At 69.3% G+C, this 19413-nt stretch carries 18 protein-coding genes; 11 read left to right on the top strand and 7 right to left on the bottom strand.

Translation table 11 applies throughout. The features are described from left to right. Window positions 1–5 precede the first annotated feature (5 nt). Both HRJ34_RS03710 and HRJ34_RS03705 read left to right on the top strand, forming a co-directional pair. Window positions 6–974 (top strand): 3-hydroxyacyl-CoA dehydrogenase NAD-binding domain-containing protein, encoded by a 969-nt coding sequence (locus HRJ34_RS03710; RefSeq protein ID WP_208633382.1) that lies wholly within the window; start codon window positions 6–8, stop codon window positions 972–974. 112 nt (window positions 975–1086) lie between these two features. Further along, the gene (locus HRJ34_RS03705) at window positions 1087–2073 is read left to right on the top strand and encodes a phytanoyl-CoA dioxygenase family protein (protein ID WP_208633381.1); all 987 of its coding nucleotides are present in this window, start codon (window positions 1087–1089) and stop codon (window positions 2071–2073) included. Window positions 2074–2101: 28 nt separating this feature from the next. Here HRJ34_RS03705 and HRJ34_RS03700 read toward each other — a convergent pair whose 3' ends face one another. The 4 genes from HRJ34_RS03700 to HRJ34_RS03685 form a co-directional block, all read right to left on the bottom strand. Beyond that, complete coding sequence (locus tag HRJ34_RS03700) at window positions 2102–3232, bottom strand: acyl-CoA dehydrogenase family protein (RefSeq protein WP_208633380.1); 1131 nt, start codon at window positions 3230–3232, stop codon at window positions 2102–2104. A 6-nt stretch (window positions 3233–3238) separates the two neighbouring features. Beyond that, window positions 3239–4399, bottom strand: a complete 1161-nt coding sequence (locus tag HRJ34_RS03695; protein ID WP_208633379.1) for an acyl-CoA dehydrogenase family protein — start codon at window positions 4397–4399, stop codon at window positions 3239–3241. A 76-nt stretch (window positions 4400–4475) separates the two neighbouring features. Next, window positions 4476–5441 carry an MDR family NADPH-dependent oxidoreductase gene (locus tag HRJ34_RS03690; protein ID WP_208633378.1) on the bottom strand — a complete coding sequence of 322 codons (966 nt, stop codon included), beginning with the start codon at window positions 5439–5441 and terminating at the stop codon, window positions 4476–4478. 15 nt (window positions 5442–5456) lie between these two features. Next, entirely contained in the window at window positions 5457–6296 is an 840-nt protein-coding gene (locus tag HRJ34_RS03685) for an IclR family transcriptional regulator (RefSeq protein WP_011951166.1), read from the bottom strand. A 136-nt stretch (window positions 6297–6432) separates the two neighbouring features. On the opposite strand from HRJ34_RS03685, the gene HRJ34_RS03680 reads away from it, so the two are divergent. Further along, complete coding sequence (locus HRJ34_RS03680) at window positions 6433–7242, top strand: IclR family transcriptional regulator (RefSeq protein WP_011951165.1); 810 nt, start codon at window positions 6433–6435, stop codon at window positions 7240–7242. Between the two features lie 10 nt (window positions 7243–7252). On the opposite strand, the gene HRJ34_RS03675 is transcribed toward HRJ34_RS03680, so the two are convergent. Beyond that, window positions 7253–8485: an amidohydrolase family protein gene (locus tag HRJ34_RS03675; protein WP_011951164.1), complete on the bottom strand. Its 1233-nt coding sequence runs from the start codon at window positions 8483–8485 to the stop codon at window positions 7253–7255. Window positions 8486–8796: 311 nt separating this feature from the next. Between HRJ34_RS03675 and HRJ34_RS03670 the strand changes: the two genes are divergently transcribed. From HRJ34_RS03670 to HRJ34_RS03660, 3 genes are read left to right on the top strand one after another with little or no spacing between them, the layout of a single operon-like run. Next, complete coding sequence (locus HRJ34_RS03670) at window positions 8797–10533, top strand: N-acyl-D-amino-acid deacylase family protein (RefSeq protein ID WP_011951163.1); 1737 nt, start codon at window positions 8797–8799, stop codon at window positions 10531–10533. 27 nt (window positions 10534–10560) lie between these two features. Next, window positions 10561–10992 carry a carboxymuconolactone decarboxylase family protein gene (locus tag HRJ34_RS03665; protein WP_030090067.1) on the top strand — a complete coding sequence of 144 codons (432 nt, stop codon included), beginning with the start codon at window positions 10561–10563 and terminating at the stop codon, window positions 10990–10992. 2 nt (window positions 10993–10994) lie between these two features. Further along, entirely contained in the window at window positions 10995–12599 is a 1605-nt protein-coding gene (locus HRJ34_RS03660) for an AMP-binding protein (protein WP_208633376.1), read from the top strand. Here HRJ34_RS03660 and HRJ34_RS03655 read toward each other — a convergent pair. Further along, window positions 12569–13567 carry a helix-turn-helix domain-containing protein gene (locus tag HRJ34_RS03655; RefSeq protein WP_226949032.1) on the bottom strand — a complete coding sequence of 333 codons (999 nt, stop codon included), beginning with the start codon at window positions 13565–13567 and terminating at the stop codon, window positions 12569–12571. The genes HRJ34_RS03660 and HRJ34_RS03655 overlap by 31 nt on opposite strands. A gap of 82 nt (window positions 13568–13649) precedes the next feature. Between HRJ34_RS03655 and HRJ34_RS03650 the strand changes: the two genes are divergently transcribed. The 5 genes from HRJ34_RS03650 to HRJ34_RS03630 are packed head-to-tail and all read left to right on the top strand — an operon-like array spanning window position 13650 to window position 18099. Next, window positions 13650–14882, top strand: a complete 1233-nt coding sequence (locus HRJ34_RS03650; protein ID WP_208633375.1) for a DUF1214 domain-containing protein — start codon at window positions 13650–13652, stop codon at window positions 14880–14882. Further along, complete coding sequence (locus HRJ34_RS03645) at window positions 14879–16018, top strand: sulfotransferase family protein (protein WP_208633374.1); 1140 nt, start codon at window positions 14879–14881, stop codon at window positions 16016–16018. Before HRJ34_RS03650 ends, HRJ34_RS03645 begins: the two co-directional genes overlap by 4 nt. Before the next feature lie 14 nt (window positions 16019–16032). Next, window positions 16033–16521 (top strand): VOC family protein, encoded by a 489-nt coding sequence (locus HRJ34_RS03640; protein ID WP_208633373.1) that lies wholly within the window; start codon window positions 16033–16035, stop codon window positions 16519–16521. Then, a complete protein-coding gene (locus HRJ34_RS03635; protein ID WP_208633372.1) occupies window positions 16518–17264 on the top strand; it encodes an SDR family NAD(P)-dependent oxidoreductase in 747 nt (248 codons plus the stop codon). The genes HRJ34_RS03640 and HRJ34_RS03635 overlap by 4 nt, the downstream gene beginning before the upstream one ends. A 10-nt stretch (window positions 17265–17274) precedes the next feature. After that, window positions 17275–18099, top strand: a complete 825-nt coding sequence (locus tag HRJ34_RS03630; RefSeq protein ID WP_208633371.1) for an SDR family NAD(P)-dependent oxidoreductase — start codon at window positions 17275–17277, stop codon at window positions 18097–18099. A gap of 126 nt (window positions 18100–18225) precedes the next feature. Here the strand turns inward: HRJ34_RS03630 and HRJ34_RS03625 are convergent, their stop codons facing one another. After that, window positions 18226–19308, bottom strand: coding sequence for a protein kinase family protein (locus HRJ34_RS03625; protein WP_208633370.1), 1083 nt, complete (start codon window positions 19306–19308; stop codon window positions 18226–18228). Window positions 19309–19413: the final 105 nt, after the last annotated feature.

Here is a 19413-nt window from a genome sequence, read left to right as displayed (position 1 = left end):
CCGGCATGGGCGGGTTTCGCGGCCATCAGGCGATCGGCACCGTCGCCGCGATCGGCGGCGGCGTGATCGGCGGCGGCTGGGTCGCCGCCTTCCTCGGCAGCGGGCGGGCGGTGCGGCTGCACGATCCCGCCCCCGGCGCCGAGGCCCGGACCCGCGCCCATGTGACCCAGGCCTGGCCGCAGATGGCGGCGCTGGGGCTGGCCAGCGCCGACGACGACTGGACGGGCCGACTGAGCTTCCACGAGACTATCGAGGACGCCGTCGAAGGCGCTGATTTCGTTCAGGAAAGCACCCCCGAGCGGAGCGACGTCAAGCGCGCCCTGTTCGCCGAGCTCGACCGGCTGGTCCCGGCCGACGTCCTCGTCGGCAGCAGCACCTCCAGCCTGCCGATCAGCGATCTCCAGGCCGGCCTTTCCACCGCCGCGCGCTTCGTGCTCGGCCATCCGTTCAACCCGGTCCACCTGATCCCGCTGGTCGAGGTCGGCGGCGGCGATGCGACCGATCCGGCGGCGGTCGACACCGCCCTCGCCTTCTACGCGGCGCTCGGCAAGGAGCCGGTCCGCCTCAATCGCGAGGTGTTCGGCCATATCGGCAACCGGCTGACCAGCGCGATGTTCCGCGAGGCGGTGCGGCTGGTGGCGGAGGGCTATGCCAGCGTCGAGGACGTCGACAAGGCGATCCGCTTCGGACCCGCGCTCAAATGGGCGATCCAGGGCCAGTTCACCACCTTCCACACCTCGGGCGGCGTCGGCGGCCTCGCCGAGTTCCTGCCGAAATTCGCGCCCGGTATCCTCAAACGCTGGGAGACGATGGCCGATCCGCCGCTCGGCGACCCCGCCCTGCAGGCCGAACTGGTACGGCAGATGGAGGCCGCCGCACACGGCCGCAGCGTCGAGGAGATCGCCCGGCGGCAGGACGCGCTGCTGATGGCGATGCTGGCGCTGATGGGACGCGACCAGGCTGGCCAGCCATGATCGATTTCATCCGGCTATTGCCGGAAAACATCCCTCACTTTCGATGCCCGAAAGTATCTTCTGTACACTGACGCCAAAGGGCGCCGAGTCTCGTACCAAAACGGAGAGGATCATGACCGTCGCAGCGCTCAACCGGCCCGAGGCCGAGGACATCAAGGTCGCCGACGTGCGGCCCGATCGCGAGCTGGAAAGCTGCAACCACCTGCTCGACGACCATGATGCGCTGGAGCGCTTCTACGACGCGAACGGCTATATCCTGCTGCGCTGCGTGTTCGACCGGGATTCGGTCGCGGAGGCGCGCGACGCGATGCTCAGGGTGGCGGAGAAACTCGGCCTCGCCCGCGCCGACGACCCGGAAGGGAAATATACCGGCGGCGCCTTCGACGGCGGCATGGAGGAGAGCGACATCTATTCGGGCATCGCCGCCCGGCTGATCGAGCATCCCGCCAATCTGGCGGTGATGGAGAAGGTGCTGGGCGAGCCCGCCTGCGCGGTGCCGATCGTCCAGTATCGCACCTATCCGCCGAACGGGCCGACCACCGTCGTCCACCAGGACGGTTTCTACAGCCCCGGCATCCAGGATTATAAGCCGGTCTGGATCACGCTGACGCCCTGCACTCGCGAGATGGGCGGGCTGGCGCTGGCGGTCGGCCAGAACAAGCGCGGCTATTTCCACAACACCGCCAAGCCGGCACCCTATCCGATCCCGCGCGACGCGATCCCCGACGATGCCTGGGCGACCACCGACTACATGCCGGGCGACGTGCTGATCGTGAACCCCTTCACGCCCCATTGCGGCATGCCCAACCGTTCGGACCGGCTGCGCATCTCGTTCGATTCCCGCGTCCAATCGGCCGCCAACCCCAGCGCGATCGCGGCGACGGTCAAGGCCGTGACGTCGGACTCGATCACCGTCGACGCCGGCACGCGCGGCGAGCTGACCGTGAAGGTCGACGCCGACACCTTCATCCGCGTCTTGCATCCCGGCAAGCGCGAGCCGTTCGAAGGGTTCGCCGACTATACCGTGCCTGGCATGCGTCTGGTGGTGGTCCGCGACGGCGACCGCGCGGTGATGCTGCGCAAGGCCTCGGAAGGCTGACGATCCTCTTCCGCTTCCGGCGGAGCGCTCACTCCGCCGGATAGACCCCGCCCAGTTCGACGAGCCGCGTCAGATGATGGTCGCGGTCGCCCAGCAGCGCGTCGATCGCGGTCAGCCGCTTGAAGGCGTGACCGACCTTGTATTCGGCAGTGATACCGATCGCGCCGTGCATCTGCACCGCATCCTGCCCGACCATCCGGCCCGACTTGCCGATCTGCGCCTTGGCGGCGGCGATGTTGCGGCGGCGCTGGTCCTCGTCGCCGTCGAGCGACAGCGCGGCGAGCACCGCCATGCTGCGCGACAGCTCCACCTGCATCAGCATGTCGACCGCGCGGTGCTGGAGCGCCTGGAAACTGCCGATCGCGACGCCGAACTGCTGACGGGTCTTGAGATAGTCGACGGTGACGTCGAGCGTCTCGGCCATCGCGCCGACCGCTTCGGCGGCCAGCGCGGCGCGCGCCTCGTCGAACGATCGCTCGAGGATCGCCGCGCCGCCGCCGGCCCCGCCGACCAGCGCGTCGGCGCCGACCGCGACGCCGTTCAGCCGGACCGACGCCACCGGCACCCCGTCATAGCCGCGGGCCGGCTCGATCGCGACGCCGTCGGCCTTCGCATCGACCAGGAACAGGCCCAGCCCTTCCCCCGTCGTCGCGCTGACGATCAGCGTGTCGGCGCTCCGGCCGTGGATCACCGCGATCTTGGCGCCGTCGATGATCCAGCCGTCGCCGGACGGACGGGCGGAGGTCCGCGCCGCCAGCGTGTGGCGCGCCTGCCCCGCCTCGTCATGGGCGAGCGCCAGGATGCGCTCCCCGGCGATCAGCCCCGGCACTATCGCCGCGCGCTGCGCCGCCGAGGCGCCGTGCCGCAGCACGCCGCCGGCGAGCACCACCGTCGCGAAATAGGGCTCGACCATCAGGCCGCGGCCGAGCGCCTCCATGATCAGCATCATCTCGACGCCACTGCCGCCGAAGCCACCATCCTCCTCGGCGAAGGGCAGCCCGAGCAGGCCCATCTCGGCGAGCGCGGCCCAGGCCTCCCGGCTCCAGCCGTCGGCGCTGCGCAGCGCATGCTCGCGCTTCGAGAAATCATAGGTCTCCGCTACGAAGCGGGTGACGGTCTCGCTGAGCATCTTCTGCTCGTCGGTGAGTTCAAAATCCATCGCGTGTCACAGCCCCAGCATCGTCTTGGCGATGATGTTCTTCTGGATCTCGTTCGATCCGCCGAAGATCGAGACCTTGCGCATCGTGAAGTAGAAGGGCGCCGCCGCGGCGAGCCAGTCATACCCCGCCGTGGCCAGCCCGGCGGGACCGGCCAGTTCGAGCACCAGTTCGGTCATGCGCTGCTGCATCTCGGTGCCCTTGACCTTCAGGATCGAGGCCGCGGCATGGGCGCCGCCGCCATGGGCGTCGGCCGAGACGACGCGGAGCTGGGTCAGCTCCAGCGCGCGCAGCTCGACCTCGACCTCGGCGAGCTTGAAGGCGAGCCGCTCGCGCTCGGCCGGGGTCAGCACGCCTTCGGCGGCGAGGCGCCGCTCCAGGCTGCGAAGCTGCGACAGCCGCTCCTTGGACAGGCCGATGCGGGCGATGCCGCTGCGCTCGCTACCCAGCAGGTGCTTGGCGACGTCCCAGCCCTTGCCTTCCTCGCCGACGACATTGGCGACCGGCACGCGGACGTCGTCGAAGAACACCTCATTGGCGTCATGGCCGCCGTCGATCGTCTCGATCGGGCGCACGGTGATGCCCGGCGTCCTCATGTCGAGCAGCAGGAAGGTGATCCCCTGCTGCTTCCTGCCGCTATTGTCGGTGCGGAACAGCCCGAACATCCAGTCGGCATGCTGCGCCTGGGTGGTCCAGATCTTCTGGCCGTTGAGGACATAATGATCGCCGTCGCGCACCGCGCTGGTCTTCAGGCTGGCGAGGTCCGATCCGGCGCCGGGCTCCGAAAAGCCCTGGCACCACCAGATGTCGATATTGGCGGTGGCGGCGAGGAAGCGCCGCTTCTGCTCGTCGGTGCCGAAGCGGCACAGCACCGGGCCGATCATGTTGACGTTGAAGGGCGATCCCTCGGGCGCATGGGCCAGCGCCATCTCCTCCTGGAAGATATAGCGCTGGGCGGGCGTCCACGGCTGGCCTCCATAGGCGACCGGCCAATGCGTCACCGCCCAGCCGCGCGCGTTGAGGATGCGCTGCCAGCGGACCGTGTCGTCCTTCTCCAGATGCTCGCGGTTGATCATCTTGCGGCGCAGGTCATCGGGCAGCGCCTCCCGGAAGAAGGCGCGAACCTCGTCGCGGAAGGCGATCTCCTCGGGCGTGAACTCAAGATTCATCGGCAAAAAATCCCGTTGGTCGAGCCTGTCCCCACCAGATTGACGGCGCTGCTGTCAACGCGACGGCCGGAAGCCTTCACATGCCCGATATCGCGTCGAGATCGAGCAGCACCCGGCCCCGCCCCGGCGTCCGCGCCAGCGCGATCGCCCGCTCCGCTTCGGCGAGAGGCAGGACGGCGCGGATCGGCAGCTCGACGGCGCCCTGCCCGGCCGCAGCCCAGAGCCCGGCGACCATCGCGTCGCGCGCCAGCGGGGTCATTCTCGCCTCGGCGGGGCGCAGGCTGAAGCCCCGCACCGTCAGGCCGCGCCCGGTGAGCAGTTGCGAACGAATGGTGGAGGGCTCGCCGGAGAGATGGCCGAAGACGAGGACCGTCCCCTCGGCGTCGAGGCAGGCCGCCATCCGGCCGGTCGCATCGCCGGCGACGCAGTCGAGCGCGGCGCGGACCCGCCGGCCGCCGCTCGCGGCCTTCACCGCCGCTTCGAGATGCTCGTCGTCGGCAAGACCCGGCGCCGACGCGCCGGGGCGGACCACGTCGATCACCGCGACGTCGCGCAGCGCCGCCAGCCGGCGCACCCAATGCGCGACGGCCGACCCGGCGGCGTTCTGGACGAGGCAATCGCCCGGCACCGCGCCGCTCGCGGCGAGCAGCAGCCAGGCGGTGGCGGGATTGATCCGCATCATCGCCGCCTGCCGGGGGTCGACACCGGGCGGAACCGCAAGCACCCGGTCCCGCGCCACCGCGCGATAGCGGGTCCAGTTTCCACGATCGAGCGGCAGGACGAGGTCGCCGGGGCCGAGGTCGCTCACCCGCGATCCGGCCTGCTCGACGACGCCGACGCCCTCTGCCCCCAGCGGATCGTCGGCGGCGAGCGCGAAGGCATAGCCGCCGTCGATCGCCAGCAGGTCGGCAGGGTTGACCGGCGCGAACAGCATCCGGACGGTCAGGCCGTCCGGCCCCGGCGCGGCGGGCATCGCCTGGGGTTCGAAACGGACGCCGCCCGCCGTCCCGGCCAGCAGGCCGATATTGGCGGACGGGCTCATCGGCGTGCCGTCACCTCAAGCGAAGTGGCGGCGATAGCTCACGATCTTCACATTGTCGTTCATGCGGGCGAGATTGCTCTCGGTCATCTCCCGCACCTCGGCGCCCTCGACCGCGTCGATCTCGTCGCGATGGTCGAGCAGGGCGGCGATGATCTCGCCCGAGCGCTGCTCGATCACCTCGCGCGAGGCGAGCACGCTGATCACCAGCCGGTCCATGCCGCGCCGCGCCGGCAGCAGCACCGCGATGCAGCCCGATCCATCCTCCTCGTCGGTGACCAGCCAGCCCTTCTCGCGCAGCGCCGCCATCTCCTCCATCACGTCGGCGAGGCGGACATGGCGCGAGGCGTCGCCCTCCTCGGCGTTGAGGCGGTGGACCGCCGAGCGGATATGGTCGTTCTGGTAGCTCGACAGCAGCAGCTTGCCCTGCGGGCTGTGCAGCAGCGGCAGCGTGTCGCCGACATGCGCGTCGATCGCGTCCTCCTCCTGCCCGTGGATGACGTGGAGATGCTGGACGACATAGTTGGACGCCGTCGACAGGATCACCGTCTCGCCGACCAGGTCGGACACCCGGTCGATCGCCGACAGCACGGGGCCGCCCCGGAACAGCGCCGGCTTCACCCAGGCGCCGAGCAGGGCGACGCGGGCGGTGGGGCTGTAGGTGCGGCGGAAGCGGTTGTAGTGCAGATAGCCGAGCCGGGTCAGGCAGCGCAGCAGCTCCGACGTGCTCGACTGCGGGTAGGACAAGGTCCGCGACATATCCATCACCGTGGCGTGGCGACGGTCCTGGTCGAAATATTCGAGGATTTCGAGGACGCGGTGCGCCGACTTGATCGTCCGTGAATCGCTGGTGGCCATCGATGCTCTCCCTCTCCTGAGACTCGCTGATCCTGAAGCGGGTGTAGCATCACGGACGTGATGCGCAAAGCTTTTTCGAATTGTGTTCGATTTTTCGAACGGCTATGCATCGCCCAGGGACATGGGGAATTCCACGATGACGACATCACCGAAGGCGGAGGCGCGGACGGTCAAGGGACCCAGGGCGATCGGGCGCGTGCTCGACCTGCTGATGCTGCTGTCGAAGCACCGCGACGGGCTCGGCCTCGCCGAGATCAGCGCCGCGATGGCGGTGCCCAAGAGCACCTTCCTCGATACGCTGCGCGGCCTGTGCGACATGCGCTACCTGGTGCAGGAGGAAGGCCGCTACCGGCTGGGGCCGGTCGCCTACCGCCTGGCCGGCCGCATCATGTCGACCTGGTCGGCGCCCGAGGTCGTCCGCCAGCCGCTCAAGGCGCTCGCCCGGACCACCCATGAATCGGTCGGCTTCGCGATCGCCGACTGGGAGATCGGCCAGGCCATCTATACCGAGGCGGTCAACAGCACCCAGCCGGTCCGCTATGCGATGCATGTCGGCATCCGCGCGCCGCTCTATGCCAGCGCGGCGGGGCGGGTGCTGCTCGCCCATGCGCCGCCGGCCCGCGTCAGCGCCTATCTCAAGCGGGCCAAGCTGCGCCCGCTCACCGAGAGCACCCGGATCACCGAGGCCGACATCATGGCCGACCTCGAGGAGATACGGCGGACCGGCTATTGCGCCAGCTTCGGCGAGATGCTGAGCGACACCGCCGCCATGTCGGTGCCGGTGTTCGGCCCCGACGACGAGCCGATCGGCGCGATGATGCTCGCCGCCCCGCTCGATCGCATGCGGAACAGCTATGACGCCTTCCTGCAATTGCTGATCGACGCCGGGCATGAAGCGTCCGGCCGGCCGGTGACGGCCGTGCCGGAGCTCCTTTCCGGGGACTGATGGCCTGTCGTCAGTAAGGCAGGCCCATGAAGCGCATGCCGTTCTCGTACATGATCTTGCGGGTATCCCCGGCCGAGAGTCCGCGGCAGGCTTCGTCGGCGAAGATGCGCGGTTCCTCGACGCCTTCGGCGTGGGGATAGTCCGATCCCATCAGCAGCCAGTCGGCGGTGCCGACCTGATCGACGATCGAGCGGAGGTCGTCCTCGGGATAGGCGACGACCGAGACATGCTCGGCGAAGATGCGGCTCGGGCGGTCCTTGAGCTGGCCGCCGGGCCAGAAGCCGTTCTTGGCGATGCCCCGGCACTTGTCCATCTTGGTCAGCATCGCCGGCACCCACTCCGCCCCGTTCTCGGCGGAGAGCAGCTTCACCTTCGGGAAGCGCGCGAAGAAGTTCCAGAAGATGAAGCTCGACAGCGTCTCGACCACCGGGCGCTCGGAATAGCCGTGCATCCAGACGAAGGCGGTCTGCTTGATACGCGACTGCTGCACCGGCTCGCCCCACACCGCCATGTGGTGCTTCATGTAGATCGCTTCGGAGACGTGGAAGACGACGCGGAGGCCGGCCTCGTTGGCGATCGCCCAGAAGGGGTCGTGGTCGGGATGCGCGGGCGCCTTGCCGTTATAGGGGCCCATCGGCATCAGGATCAGCTTGGCGCCCTTCCCGATCACGTCGCGCAGCTGCCTGCATGCCTCGTCGACGTCATCGAGCGTGACGATCGGCGCGGTGTAGATGCGGTCGTCGTAATTGTACTTCCACTGGTCGTACATCCAGCCATTATAGGCGTTGAGCACCGGATAGGCGTAGCGCGGATCGTCGAGGAAGCTGATCGCGGTGATCATGTTGCCGATGAACAGGATCGACGATCGCACGTCCCAGCCGTCGAGCTTCTCCACCCGCGCGGCGGGCTCCATCATGTCGGCGGTCTTGGGCACGTGCAGGTCGATCTCGGCCTTGCCCTCCTTCATCGCGCGCAGCCATTCGTGGAGCTTGCCCGGCGCCGGCACGCGTCCGTCCTCGAACAGGTGATCGGCGCTGATCTCCACCTTGCGCGGGCCGACATACATGGCGAAGTCGCCATCCTCGCCGGTCTTGAAGCTGATGCCGTATTTCTCGGCGGCGTCGCGCGGCAGATAGCGGGTCCACGCCTCGTCGGTCTCCCAGAAATGGGTATCGGCGTCGAAGATCGGCCCCGCATAGAGCGGGGTGCGGTCGGCCGACTTGGGTTGCGCTTGGGAAGACATCACGACTCCAATATGGCTGGTGAAGCGCGTGCGGGTCCGACCTGCTGTCGCCGCGCCGCCTGTTCGACCGGGCTATACGCTACCGCTTTTGGGCCGAATAGAAGCCGGCCGCGTCCATCGGCCATCTGATGGCACCCGCGCCATCCCATCAGATGGCCGATGAGTCGGCGCGCGCCGGGGCCCGGGGCGACGCCGCGGTTGACGCCCCTCCCCCGCATCCTATCTTCGCTCGGGAAGCCCAGCAGGATCGGCCATGGCCGGATCGCGGACGCCCCCATGCGGCGTCTTCCCGGGCAAAAGCGAGGATTAGGATGAGCGCGGAATTTGACATCGTGATCCGTGGCGGCACCGTCGTCGACGGCACCGGCGCGCCCGGTTTCCAGGCCGACGTGGCGATCAGCGACGGCGCCATCGCCGCGGTCGGCACGGTGGCGGGCAAGGGCCGCGAGGAGATCGACGCGACCGGCCTGACGGTGACGCCGGGCTTCGTCGACGTCCACACCCATTATGACGGCCAGGTCACCTGGGAGAACACCCTCGCGCCGTCCTCCAACCATGGCGTGACGACGGTGGTGATGGGCAATTGCGGCGTCGGCTTCGCGCCGTCGCGGCCCGAGCATCGCCAGCTGATGGTCAAGCTGATGGAAGGCGTCGAGGACATCCCCGAGGTGGTGATGACCGACGGCGTTCCGTGGAAGTGGGAGACCTTCCCCGAATATCTCGACTTCCTCGACACCCGGCGCACCGACGTCGACTTCGCCGCCCAACTCCCGCACAGCCCGCTGCGCGTCTATGTGATGGGCGAGCGCGGCACCAATTTGGAGCCGCCGACCGAGGCCGACCTGGCCGAGATGCGCCGCATCACCCGCGAGGCGATCGAGGCCGGCGCGCTCGGCGTCACCACCTCGCGCCAGCTCGCGCACAGCTTCCGCGACGGCCGCCCCGCCCCCTCGACCAAGACCGAGGTCGACGAGCTGAAGGCGCTGGCCGGGGGCCTGAAGGACGCCGGCGCCGGCGTGTTCCAGATCATCCCCAACACCAACCTGCCGACCCCGCACGAATGGGAGGTCATCGAGACGCTCAACGAGACGTCGGGCGGCAAGTCGGTCAATTTCAGCCTGTTCACCGGATCGCAGGTGGTCGGCGGGCCCGAGCCGCTGCTCGAGGGGCTCGCCCGGGCCAAGCAGGACGGACGCCGCATCCAGGGCCAGTTCTTCCCGCGCCCGATCGGCATGCTGTTCGGGATCGAGCTGAGCTACCACCCCTTCTCGCTCAACCCCAGCTACAAGCAGATCGAGCATCTGCCGCTGGAGGAGAAGGTCGCGCGGATGCGCGATCCCGCCTTCCGCCAGCAGCTATTGTCCGAGCAGCCCGAGGACCCGAACCCCTTCTTCCTCTGGGTCGTCCAGCAGACCCACATCCTGTTCCCGCTCGGCGACCCGCCCAACTACAACCCGCACCCGAGCGACAGCATCAAGGCGCGCGCCGAGACGCTGGGCATCGACGAGCGCGAGCTGATGTATGACGAGCTGCTGCGCCAGAACGGCAAGGCGATCATCTACTGCCCGATGGGCAATACCGAGAACAACCGCTTCGACGCGGCGGTCGACCTGTTCGGCAAGCCGGGCACGGTGCTGGGCCTGGGCGACGGCGGCGCGCATTACGGGATGATCTGCGACGCGGCCTATCCGACCTACATGCTGTCCGAATATGTCCGCGACAGCCACAAGATGCCGATCGAGCAGGCCGTCAGCATGCTCAGCCGCGAGACCGCCGAGACCGTCAACCTGTTCGATCGCGGCGTGATCAAGCCCGGCTACAAGGCCGATCTCAACCTGATCGACCTCGACCGGCTGCACCTCTACGCGCCGCGCGTGAGGCACGACCTTCCCGCCGGCGGCAAGCGGCTCAGCCAGCAGTCGGACGGCTATGAGGCGACGATCGTCTCGGGCGAGATCACCTATCGGCGCGGCCGCCCGACCGGCAGGCTGCCGGGCCGGCTGGTCCGCCACGGCCGCCCCGCGCCCGCGCTGGCCGCCGCCGAATAGACAAGACATCAGGACGAAAGGAACGGCGTGGCCAAGCTCGACGACAAGCAGGAAGCCGGCATCGGCTTCATCACCGGGATCATGGGCGAGGCGTTCGGATCGGCGTTCCGCGATTCCGCCGCCTCCGACCGGTTCGGCGCGCCGATCACCCGCATGGCGGCCACCGCCTGCTTCCACGACGCCTGGCAGCATGATGGCATCAGCCGCAAGGAGAAGAGCATCGCGATCATCGCGATGCTGGTGGCGCAGCGCCAGCCGCTCGAACTGAAGAACCACGTCAAGATCGGCATCGCCAACGGCCTCACCGTCGCCGAGCTGGAGGGCATCCTCGTCCAGCTCGCCCCCTATGTCGGCTTCCCCTGCATAGCCACCGCCACCACCGCGGTGATCGAGGCGATGCGCGAGGCGGGCGTGTCGCCGGACGGGCTGCAGACGTCGGAAGAGCGCGGCCTGCTCTGACCATGGACGACGCGGCGAGCCCGCATTTCTCCGGGCTGACCATCTCGCTCGATCACACGCTGCCCGCGCTGATCGCCCATGTCGCCGCGGCCTATGGCGACACGCCGTTCGTCGTCGGCGAGGACGGCCGGGCGACGAGCTTCGCGGCGTTCCGGGACCGGGCGGACCGGCTCGCGGCGGCGCTGGTGGCGCATGGCGTCGCATATGGCGACCGGGTGGCGATCTGGGCGCCCAACAGCCCCGAATGGATGGTCGCCGCCTCGGCGATCGAGAGCATCGGCGCGATCATGGTGCCGATCAACACCCGCTTCAAGGGCGCCGAGGCGCTCTACGCGCTCGGCAAGACGCGGGCGCGCGTCCTGTTCACCGTCGCAGGCTTCCTGGGCAATGACTATGCCGCGATGCTGCGCCAGGCCGGCGGCGGCGCGGGCGTCGTCCATCCGGTCGCCGCGCTGCCGAATCTGCGCGAGATCATATTGCTCGACGACGCCTCGCTCGCGGCGTTCGAGGCCGACCGGTGCGACGACGCCGCGCTCGCCGCCCGCATCGCCGCGGTCCGCCCCGACAGCATCGCCGACATATTGTTCACCAGCGGCACCACCGGCTTCCCCAAGGGGGCGATGCATGATCACGGCCAGGCGCTGTGGATGGTCGCCAACTGGAACCGCTCGAACGACCTGCGCGCGGGCGATAGGGCGCTGATCGTCAACCCCTTCTTCCACAGCTTCGGCTACCGGTCGGGCTGGGTGTCGGGGCTGGTCGCGGGGATGACCGTCTTCCCGGTCGCCAGCTTCGATCCCGAAGCCGTGCTCAAGCTGATCGAGCGCGGGCGGATCAGCGTGCTGATGGGGCCGCCGACCATCTTCACCACGCTGATGGAGCATCCGCGCTTCGGCGCCTACGACATCTCCTCGCTCCGCGTCGGCCATACCGGCGCGGCCAATGTCCCGGTCGACCTGATCCGGGCAGGGCGCGAGATGTTCGGCTTCGACCTGTTCCTGACCAGCTTCGGGCAGACCGAGACGACCGCGCTGGTGACGGTCAACTATCCCGACAGCGATTTCGAGACGATCGCCCGGACGGTCGGCGTGCCGCTGCCCGGCGTCGAGGTGCGGATCGCCGAGGAGAGCGGCGAGCTGCTGGTGCGCGGCCCCAACGTCATGCGGGGCTATTTCGAGGACCCCGAGCAGACCGCCGCGACGATCGACGCCGAGGGCTGGCTCCACACCGGCGACGTCGCCTGCCTGAACGCGGACGGCACGGTCCGCATCCTCGACCGGCTCAAGGACGTCGTCATCGTCGGCGGGTTCAACGCCTATCCGGCCGAGATCGAGCATGTCCTGCGCGCGCATCCGGCGGTCGCCGACGTCTGCGTGATCGGCTGGCCCGACGATCGGATGGGCGAGGTCTGCGCCGCCTGCGTGATCCCGCGCCCCGGCGCCGCGCTGTCGCTCGCCGAGCTGACCGCGTGGAGCCGCGAGCGCATGGCCAATTACAAGGTGCCGCGCCACCTGTTCCTGGTCGAGGACTTCCCGCGCACGCCGCTGGGCAAGATCCAGAAATTCGTGCTGCGCGATCAGCTTGTTGGGGATGTCGTTCCGGCCTGAGCGGCCATGCGGTAGGCGCGTGGCGAGCAGCCGCTGCTCTTGCGGAACAGGTCGCGGAAGAAGCCGACGTCGCGATAGCCGACCAGATGCGCGATCTGCTCGATCGAGAAGCGCGTCCGGTGCAGCATCGAGCGGGCGGCGTCGAGCCGCGCCTCGCGCAGGTAGCGCGCCGGGCTGATCCCCATCGACCGCTCGAACCGGCGCGCCAGGGTGCGCGCGCTGACGTGGAACTGCGCCGCCACCGCATTGGTGTCGATCGCGTCGTGCATATGGGCGATGATCCAGGCGCGCGCCTCGGCGATCAGCAGATCCTGGTTGCTGCGCATCGGCAGCAGCGCATTGTCGGGCACCGCCGTCTCGGGCAGGCCGCAGGCGCGGCGATAGCGCTCGGCCAAGCCGTGCGAATGGAAGCGCCGCGTCATCGCCACCACCAGCGCGAACACCGAGGAAGGCTCGGCGGCGGTCAGCACCCGGCCATGTTCCGCGATCGCCCCGACATGGGCGAGCCGGATGTCCGGATGGCGCTGCCGCGCGAGCCGGGCGTGGCGCGGCGGGATCGAGGCCGGGCCGCCGTCGAGCAGCCCCGCCGCCGCCAGCGCCAGCACGCCCGAGCCGAGCCCCACCACCCAGGCGCCGCGGTCATGGTGCCAGCGCAGCCATTCGCTCAGCCGCGCATCCCCCCAGTCGTCGCCGGTCGCGGGGTCCTCCCCGGCCGCCACATAGACCAGGTCGTAGCGCTCGCCGCCCGGCCGGAAGGCGATCGGCCGGCTCTCCGACAGCGGCGCCTCGCCGAGCCGCGCGTCGTGGAGCAGGTCGAGATGCAAGGGCTGCATCCCCGCCTGCCCGTCAAGCTCGCTCGCGAGCCGCTCCGACAGCCGGGCGAGGTCGCGCAGCGGCGCCAGGCTGGCGCGCTGGGTGTCGGGATCGCACAGCATGGCGATGCAAAGGAGATCGGCGGGGCTTGTCACTTCTGCCTATGATAATGTCCTGAAAGCTACTGGTCGAGAGGCCCCGGCCGCGCGATCCTCACCCCCATAGCGGGAGAGGACCATGGCAATCAGCGCCGAGGAACGGGAAAAGCTGCGCGCGGCGTGGAACGGCCATTGCGACGCGCTCAAGCAGGTCGCGTCGGAAGCGATCGACGGCGCGCTCGGCGATCCGGCCGACGGCGGCGAGCTGGCCGAATTGCTGCGCTCGATCGCGCGGCTCGCCGCGATGAGCCTGCAGCACCGGCTCGATTTCAACGACCCCGATTTCCCGCTGTTCCTGCGGCAGATGGACGATCGCTTCCGCTATGGCGGGCCCGACAACAACATCGCCTATTTCATGGCCGCGCTGCGCGGCGACGCGACCTATCGGCTGCGCGGCAACAATGGCGGCGACGGGCGCAGCGTCAATATCGGCCGGCTGTGGCACGACAATATCGCGACCGCCGCCAATGGCGATTTCGAGGTGGTCGTCTCGGCCGACGAGCAACCCGGCAACTGGACCCCGATCGCCCCGGGCCTGACCGGCGACACCGGCATACCCGATCAATATCCCACCGCCGGCAACGGCATCACCGTGCGCCGCTACGACTGGGACTGGGATCGCGACCTGCCGCCGGGCTGGCTGACCATCGAGCGGATCGACCCCGGCGCGCCGGCCTATCCCCCCGCCCTGTCCGCGGACCGGCTGGCCGACCAGGTCGCCAACGCCACCCGGCTGTTCCTGGCCGCCGCCCGCTGGTGGAACCAGCGCGCCGCCAATGTCCGCGCCGACAATCCGCCCAACGCCATCACCCCGCCGAGCACCGAGCCGCCCGGCGTCCGCGACTTCAAGCCGCCGATGACCGGCGGCAAGGCCTGGCTCTATTACGGCATCATCTGCCTCGACCTCGCCGAGGACGAGGCGATCCTGATCGAGACCGACCTGCCCGACGGGCCCTATTGGAGCTTCACCCTCTACAATATGTGGTGGGAAGCGCCCGACATCATGAACCGGCAGACCTCGCTCAACGCCCGCCAGGCGCATGTCGACGGCGACGGCAAGGCGCGCTTCGTGACCTCGGCGCGCGATCCGGGGGTGCCCAACTGGCTCGACACCGGCGGCGCCCGACGCGGCTTCCTCCATTATCGCTGGTTCCGCCCCGACCGGGCGATCCCGACGCCGGTCTCGCGCCTGCTCAAGGTCGACGCCGTTCGCGCCGCCCTGCCCGCCGATCATCCGGCGGTCGATGCCGACGCCCGCCGCGCGACGCTGTCGAAGCGCCGCGAGCAGCTCGCCCGGCGGTTCCAACGATGAGCGGCTTCGATCCGACCGACGCCGACGCGCTGCACGAGGAAGCGATCGCGCGCACCGGCCGCTCCGATTTCGGCGACGACGGCTATCGCGAGGGGCTCGGCGTCCTGATCGACGCGATCAGGGCCAGCCCGCGCCACGATCGGATCGCCCCGCGCTTCGGCGCGATGGCGGTCAACCTGCTGGTCGGCCGGCTCGCCTCGCAGGCCGGGTGGAACGCGCATCCCGAGCTGCTCGACGATCCGGTGCCCGCGCCGCTGATCATCACCGGCCTGCCGCGCAGCGGCACGACGATCCTCCACTTCCTGATGTCGGTCGATCCGCAGTTCCAGTGGACGCCGCGCTGGGTGGGCGAGGCGCCGCTGATCCGCCCGCCCCGCGAGGAATGGGAGAGCCATCCCCAATATCGCCAGGTCCACGACCGGCTGGAGGCGACCTTCGCCGCCAATCCGGGCCTGCGCGCCGCGCACGACATGGGCGCGGCGCTGGCCGACGAGTGCATCACCGTCATGAGCCAGAGCTTCATGACCAACACATTCAACTCGACGCTGCCGCTGCCCGACTATCGCCACTGGTGGTACGAGGCCGACGAGGAGCCCTCCTACCGGCGCTACAAGGACAATCTGCGGCTGATGGGCGCGCGGGCGCGCGACCGCACCTGGCTGCTCAAGAATCCGTCGCACAGCTACGGCATGGACGCGATGCTGCGCGTCTTCCCCGACGCGCGGGTGGTGGTGCTCCATCGCAACCCGGTCGAGACGATCGCGTCGGGCGCGAGCCTGATCTGGCGCAACGGCCAGTTGTTCGAGAAGGCGGAGACCGGCCCGATCCGGCTCGACATCTTCGCCCGGGCGGTCGAGCGGATGCGCGAGGCGCGCGAGCGGCATCCCGGCGCGGCGGTGCTCGACGTCCATTATCGCGACCTGATCGCCGACAAGCTGGGCACGGTGCGCCGCATCTACCGCCATTTCGGCCTGACGCTGAGCGCCGAGGCCGAGACGGCGATGCAGGCGTTCATCGGCGACAACCCGCAGGGCAAGCACGGCCGGCACGATTATTCGTCGGGCGAGTTCGGCATCACCGACGATCAGGTCCGCGATCGCTTCGCCGATTACATCGCGCGCCACGACCTCGCATGACGGAGAACGAGACCATGAGATTCGAGGGCGATTTCTACCAGATCGGCGTCGTCGTCCGCGACATCGACGCGGGCATGGAGCAGTATCGCCGCCTGCTCGGCCTCGGCCCCTTCTGGCGGCTCGATACCGATTATGAGGGGCGCTACCGCGACTGGCGCGGCCGCTTCGCCAACCGCAACGCCTTCACCCGATGGGGCGACGTCTATCTCGAGATGATCGAGCCGGTGATCGGCGAAGGCAATGCGAAGGAATGGCTGGAGACGCGCGGCGAAGGCATCTTCCACCTCGGCTATGCGGTCGACGATCTCGGCCAGCGGCCCGGCGGCGTCGAATGCGTGTTCGAGAGCTGGGGCGCGACGATGCCCAATGGCGACGCCGCGGTGGTCCACCTCGATACGGTCGCGCAGCTCGGCTATTTCGTCGAGCTGTCCGACCGCGCGCTCGTCGCCAGGCTCAACGCGCGCATCGACCAGCATATGATCGAGCAGGGAGCGTCGGCATGAACCGCCGCTTCGAGGGCAAGGTCGCGATCGTCACCGGCGCCGGGGCCGGGATCGGCCGGGCGTGCATGGCGCGGCTCGCCAGCGAAGGCGCGATCGTGGTCGGCACCGACGTCAATCGGGCCAAGCTCGACGATGCCGTCGCGGCGGCGGGCGCAAAGGCCCATGGCATGATCTGCGACGTCGCCGACCAGGCGGCGATCGACGCCATGGTGGCCGATGTCGTCGCGCGCTTCGGCGGCGTCCATGTGCTGGTCAACAATGCCGGGATCGGCAATCCCCGGCGGCTTCGGCTCCACGAGCAGCCGCCCGAGGATTGGGACAAGGTGATGGGGGTCAATGTGCGCGGCGTCTATCTGATGCAGCGCGCGGTGATCCCGCACATGCTGCGCCAGGGCGGCGGATCGATCGTCAACATGGCCTCGACCGGCAGCTTCCGCGCGACCGCGCTGTCGAGCCCCTACATCACCTCGAAGGGCGCGGTGCTGATGATGACCCGCGCCGCCGCCGCCGACTATGCGCGCGACAATATCCGCATCAACGCGGTGTGCCCCGGCACCACCAACACCGACATCCTCGCCAACAGCAGCGCCGAGATGATCGAGATGCTCGTCGCCCGCTCGCCGCAGGCGCGGCTGGGCGAGCCTGAGGAGGTGGCGGCGCTGGTCGCCTTCCTCGCCTCGGACGAGGCGCCGCACATCCATGGCGGCGCCTATCTGATCGACGGCGGCCGCAGCGCGATCTGAGGAGGCGAGCATGCCCGAACCCAGCCGCTATCACGACCGCCTCGCCGGCCAGGCCGCCATCGTCACCGGCGCCGGCGCGCCCGGCGAGGAGATGGGCAACGGCCGCGCCATCGCGCTGCTGTTCGCGCGCGAAGGCGCCCGGGTCTGTGTCGTCACGCGCGACCGCGCCAATGCCGAGCGCACCGTGGCGATGATCGAGGCGTCGGGCGGCGAAGCCGTCGCCTGCGCGGGCGACGTCACCCGCGCGGAGGATTGCGAGCGGATCGTCGCCGAGGCACTCGCCGCCTTCGGCACGCTCGACATATTGGTCAACAATGTCGGCCGGGGCTTCGGCGGCCCGAAGCTCGCCGACATCGACGACGCGACCTGGCGGGAGATCGTCGACGTCAACCTGACCGGCGCCTTCCACATGTGCCGGGCGGCGATCCCGGCGCTGGTTGAGGGGCGCGGCAAGGCGATCGTCAACATCTCCTCGACCGCCGGCCAGCGCGCGCACGGGTCGCTCGGCTACGGCCCGGCCAAGGCCGCGCTCGACGCCTTCACCCGCGAGATCGCGACCGTCTACGGCCGCCAGGGCATCCGCGCCAACATCGTCTCCCCCGGCCATCTCCACACGCCGCACGTCGCCAACAACCCGCAGCTCGCCCCGCTGCGCGAGAAGCGCCGCAAGGTCGGCCCGCTCGGCATCGAAGGCGACGCCTGGGACGTCGCGGCGGCGACATTGTTCCTCGCCTCGCCCGAAGCGCGGCTGATCACGGGCGTCCTGCTGCCGGTCGACGCCGGCGTCAGCCAGATCGCGGGGATGACCGGCCACAGCCTGATCGAGGGGCCCTGACGCATTCCGGATCGGATTCCTTCAGTCATTCCCGCGAAAGCGGGAATCCACGGTCACGGAACCTCCGATCTCTTGCAGGCCGCCGTCCATGGATTCCCGCTTTCGCGGGAATGACGATGGGAGGGTCTAAGGCAGCAATTCCCTCAGGTCATGGTCCAGCGCCGCCTGCGAGAAGCGGGCGGCATAGGCGGTGTTCACGGACTCGGTCTGGAACCGCACCTCGTTGGTCAGGAAGATGAACAGCCCCCAGGCGATCGAGCGGCGATAGTCGAGCCACGCCGCCTCGGCGTCGAGCGCGACGCCATGGCGGGCCATCGCCCGGAGATAGCGATCGAGCAGCGGCCGCTCCCATTCCGCCCGGTCGGCGAGGTCGGCGGCGCAGACGATGTGGTAGGACACCTCATGATGCCAGGCGGTGCGCGCCACCTGCGCGTCGAAGAAGCCCGGCGTGCCGTCCTCGGCGACGTAGAGATTGCCGAGATGGGTGTCGCCGTGGATCAGGCATCGCGGCTGGGCATGCTGGATCTCGCCGATCCGCAGCAGCGCGCGCTCCATCCAGGCGCGGTCGTGGAAGCGCCGGGAGACCGCCGCGCCGCGCGGCGAGGCCATGTAGTGCGCCCAGACGTCGGCGACGAGATAGCGGCGCATATAGTCGAGGCCCCAGCTTTCGAACCGGCTGTGGATGTCCGACCACGACCCGCCCGGCTCGAAGCGCGGCGATTGCCAGGTCGCGGCGTGATAGCCGGCCATCACCTCCAGCCGGCAGGCGATCGGCTCGAAATCCTGGGGCTGGAGCGGATCGCAGAAGGCCAGTCCATCGCGGCGCAGGTCCTCCATGATCACGATCGACTGGTGCGACGCCGGGTCCGATCCGGCGAACCAGCAGCGCGGCGACGGCATCGGCACGTGCGGCTGGATGTCGGCGTAGAAGCGCGCCTCATTGGCGTACATCGCCGCCATCCGGGGGCTGTGCTCCTCGAAGCCGCCCTTGACGATCAGCGTGGCGGGCAACGCCGCCCCCTGCCCGTCATGCCCGTCGACGCGGACCCTGATCTTGGTCGATGTCCCCCAGACGATGTCGACGATGTCGGCCGCAGCCACCACCGCGCCGGGCGTGGTCTGGCCCAGCGCGCGGGTCAGCCAGCCGGCGTCGACCTGCTCTGGCGTCAAGGGCAGCGGCAGGGCCGGTCGATGGACGATCTCAACCATGCTGTCCTCCCCACAAAAGAAAACAGGCCAAAAGAAAGCAGGCCAAAAGAAAACAGGGACGCACATGGTGCGCCCCTGCTGAGGTTCGGCCTTGCGGACCGAGGG

The sequence above is a fragment of the Rhizorhabdus wittichii genome, assembly GCF_017607425.1.
Taxonomy (GTDB): Bacteria; Pseudomonadota; Alphaproteobacteria; order Sphingomonadales; family Sphingomonadaceae; genus Rhizorhabdus; species Rhizorhabdus wittichii.
Note: the sequence above shows the minus strand (reverse complement) of the source record. Positions and strands in the feature narration are given on the sequence as shown.

Bases quoted from the DNA above. Each gene is read 5' to 3' on its own strand.
- HRJ34_RS03705 (WP_208633381.1), top strand. From the start codon at position 1,087: ATGACCGTCGCAGCGCTCAACCGGCCCGAGGCCGAGGACATCAAGGTC.
- HRJ34_RS03675 (WP_011951164.1), bottom strand. From the start codon at position 8,485: ATGTCTTCCCAAGCGCAACCCAAGTCGGCCGACCGCACCCCGCTCTAT.
- HRJ34_RS03640 (WP_208633373.1), top strand. From the start codon at position 16,033: ATGAGATTCGAGGGCGATTTCTACCAGATCGGCGTCGTCGTCCGCGAC.
- HRJ34_RS03625 (WP_208633370.1), bottom strand. From the start codon at position 19,308: ATGGTTGAGATCGTCCATCGACCGGCCCTGCCGCTGCCCTTGACGCCA.
- HRJ34_RS03645 (WP_208633374.1), top strand. From the start codon at position 14,879: ATGAGCGGCTTCGATCCGACCGACGCCGACGCGCTGCACGAGGAAGCG.
- HRJ34_RS03670 (WP_011951163.1), top strand. From the start codon at position 8,797: ATGAGCGCGGAATTTGACATCGTGATCCGTGGCGGCACCGTCGTCGAC.
- HRJ34_RS03660 (WP_208633376.1), top strand. From the start codon at position 10,995: ATGGACGACGCGGCGAGCCCGCATTTCTCCGGGCTGACCATCTCGCTC.
- HRJ34_RS03685 (WP_011951166.1), bottom strand. From the start codon at position 6,296: ATGGCCACCAGCGATTCACGGACGATCAAGTCGGCGCACCGCGTCCTC.
- HRJ34_RS03680 (WP_011951165.1), top strand. From the start codon at position 6,433: ATGACGACATCACCGAAGGCGGAGGCGCGGACGGTCAAGGGACCCAGG.
- HRJ34_RS03650 (WP_208633375.1), top strand. From the start codon at position 13,650: ATGGCAATCAGCGCCGAGGAACGGGAAAAGCTGCGCGCGGCGTGGAAC.
- HRJ34_RS03695 (WP_208633379.1), bottom strand. From the start codon at position 4,399: ATGAATCTTGAGTTCACGCCCGAGGAGATCGCCTTCCGCGACGAGGTT.
- HRJ34_RS03630 (WP_208633371.1), top strand. From the start codon at position 17,275: ATGCCCGAACCCAGCCGCTATCACGACCGCCTCGCCGGCCAGGCCGCC.
- HRJ34_RS03700 (WP_208633380.1), bottom strand. From the start codon at position 3,232: ATGGATTTTGAACTCACCGACGAGCAGAAGATGCTCAGCGAGACCGTC.
- HRJ34_RS03690 (WP_208633378.1), bottom strand. From the start codon at position 5,441: ATGAGCCCGTCCGCCAATATCGGCCTGCTGGCCGGGACGGCGGGCGGC.
- HRJ34_RS03710 (WP_208633382.1), top strand. From the start codon at position 6: ATGGGCGGGTTTCGCGGCCATCAGGCGATCGGCACCGTCGCCGCGATC.
- HRJ34_RS03635 (WP_208633372.1), top strand. From the start codon at position 16,518: ATGAACCGCCGCTTCGAGGGCAAGGTCGCGATCGTCACCGGCGCCGGG.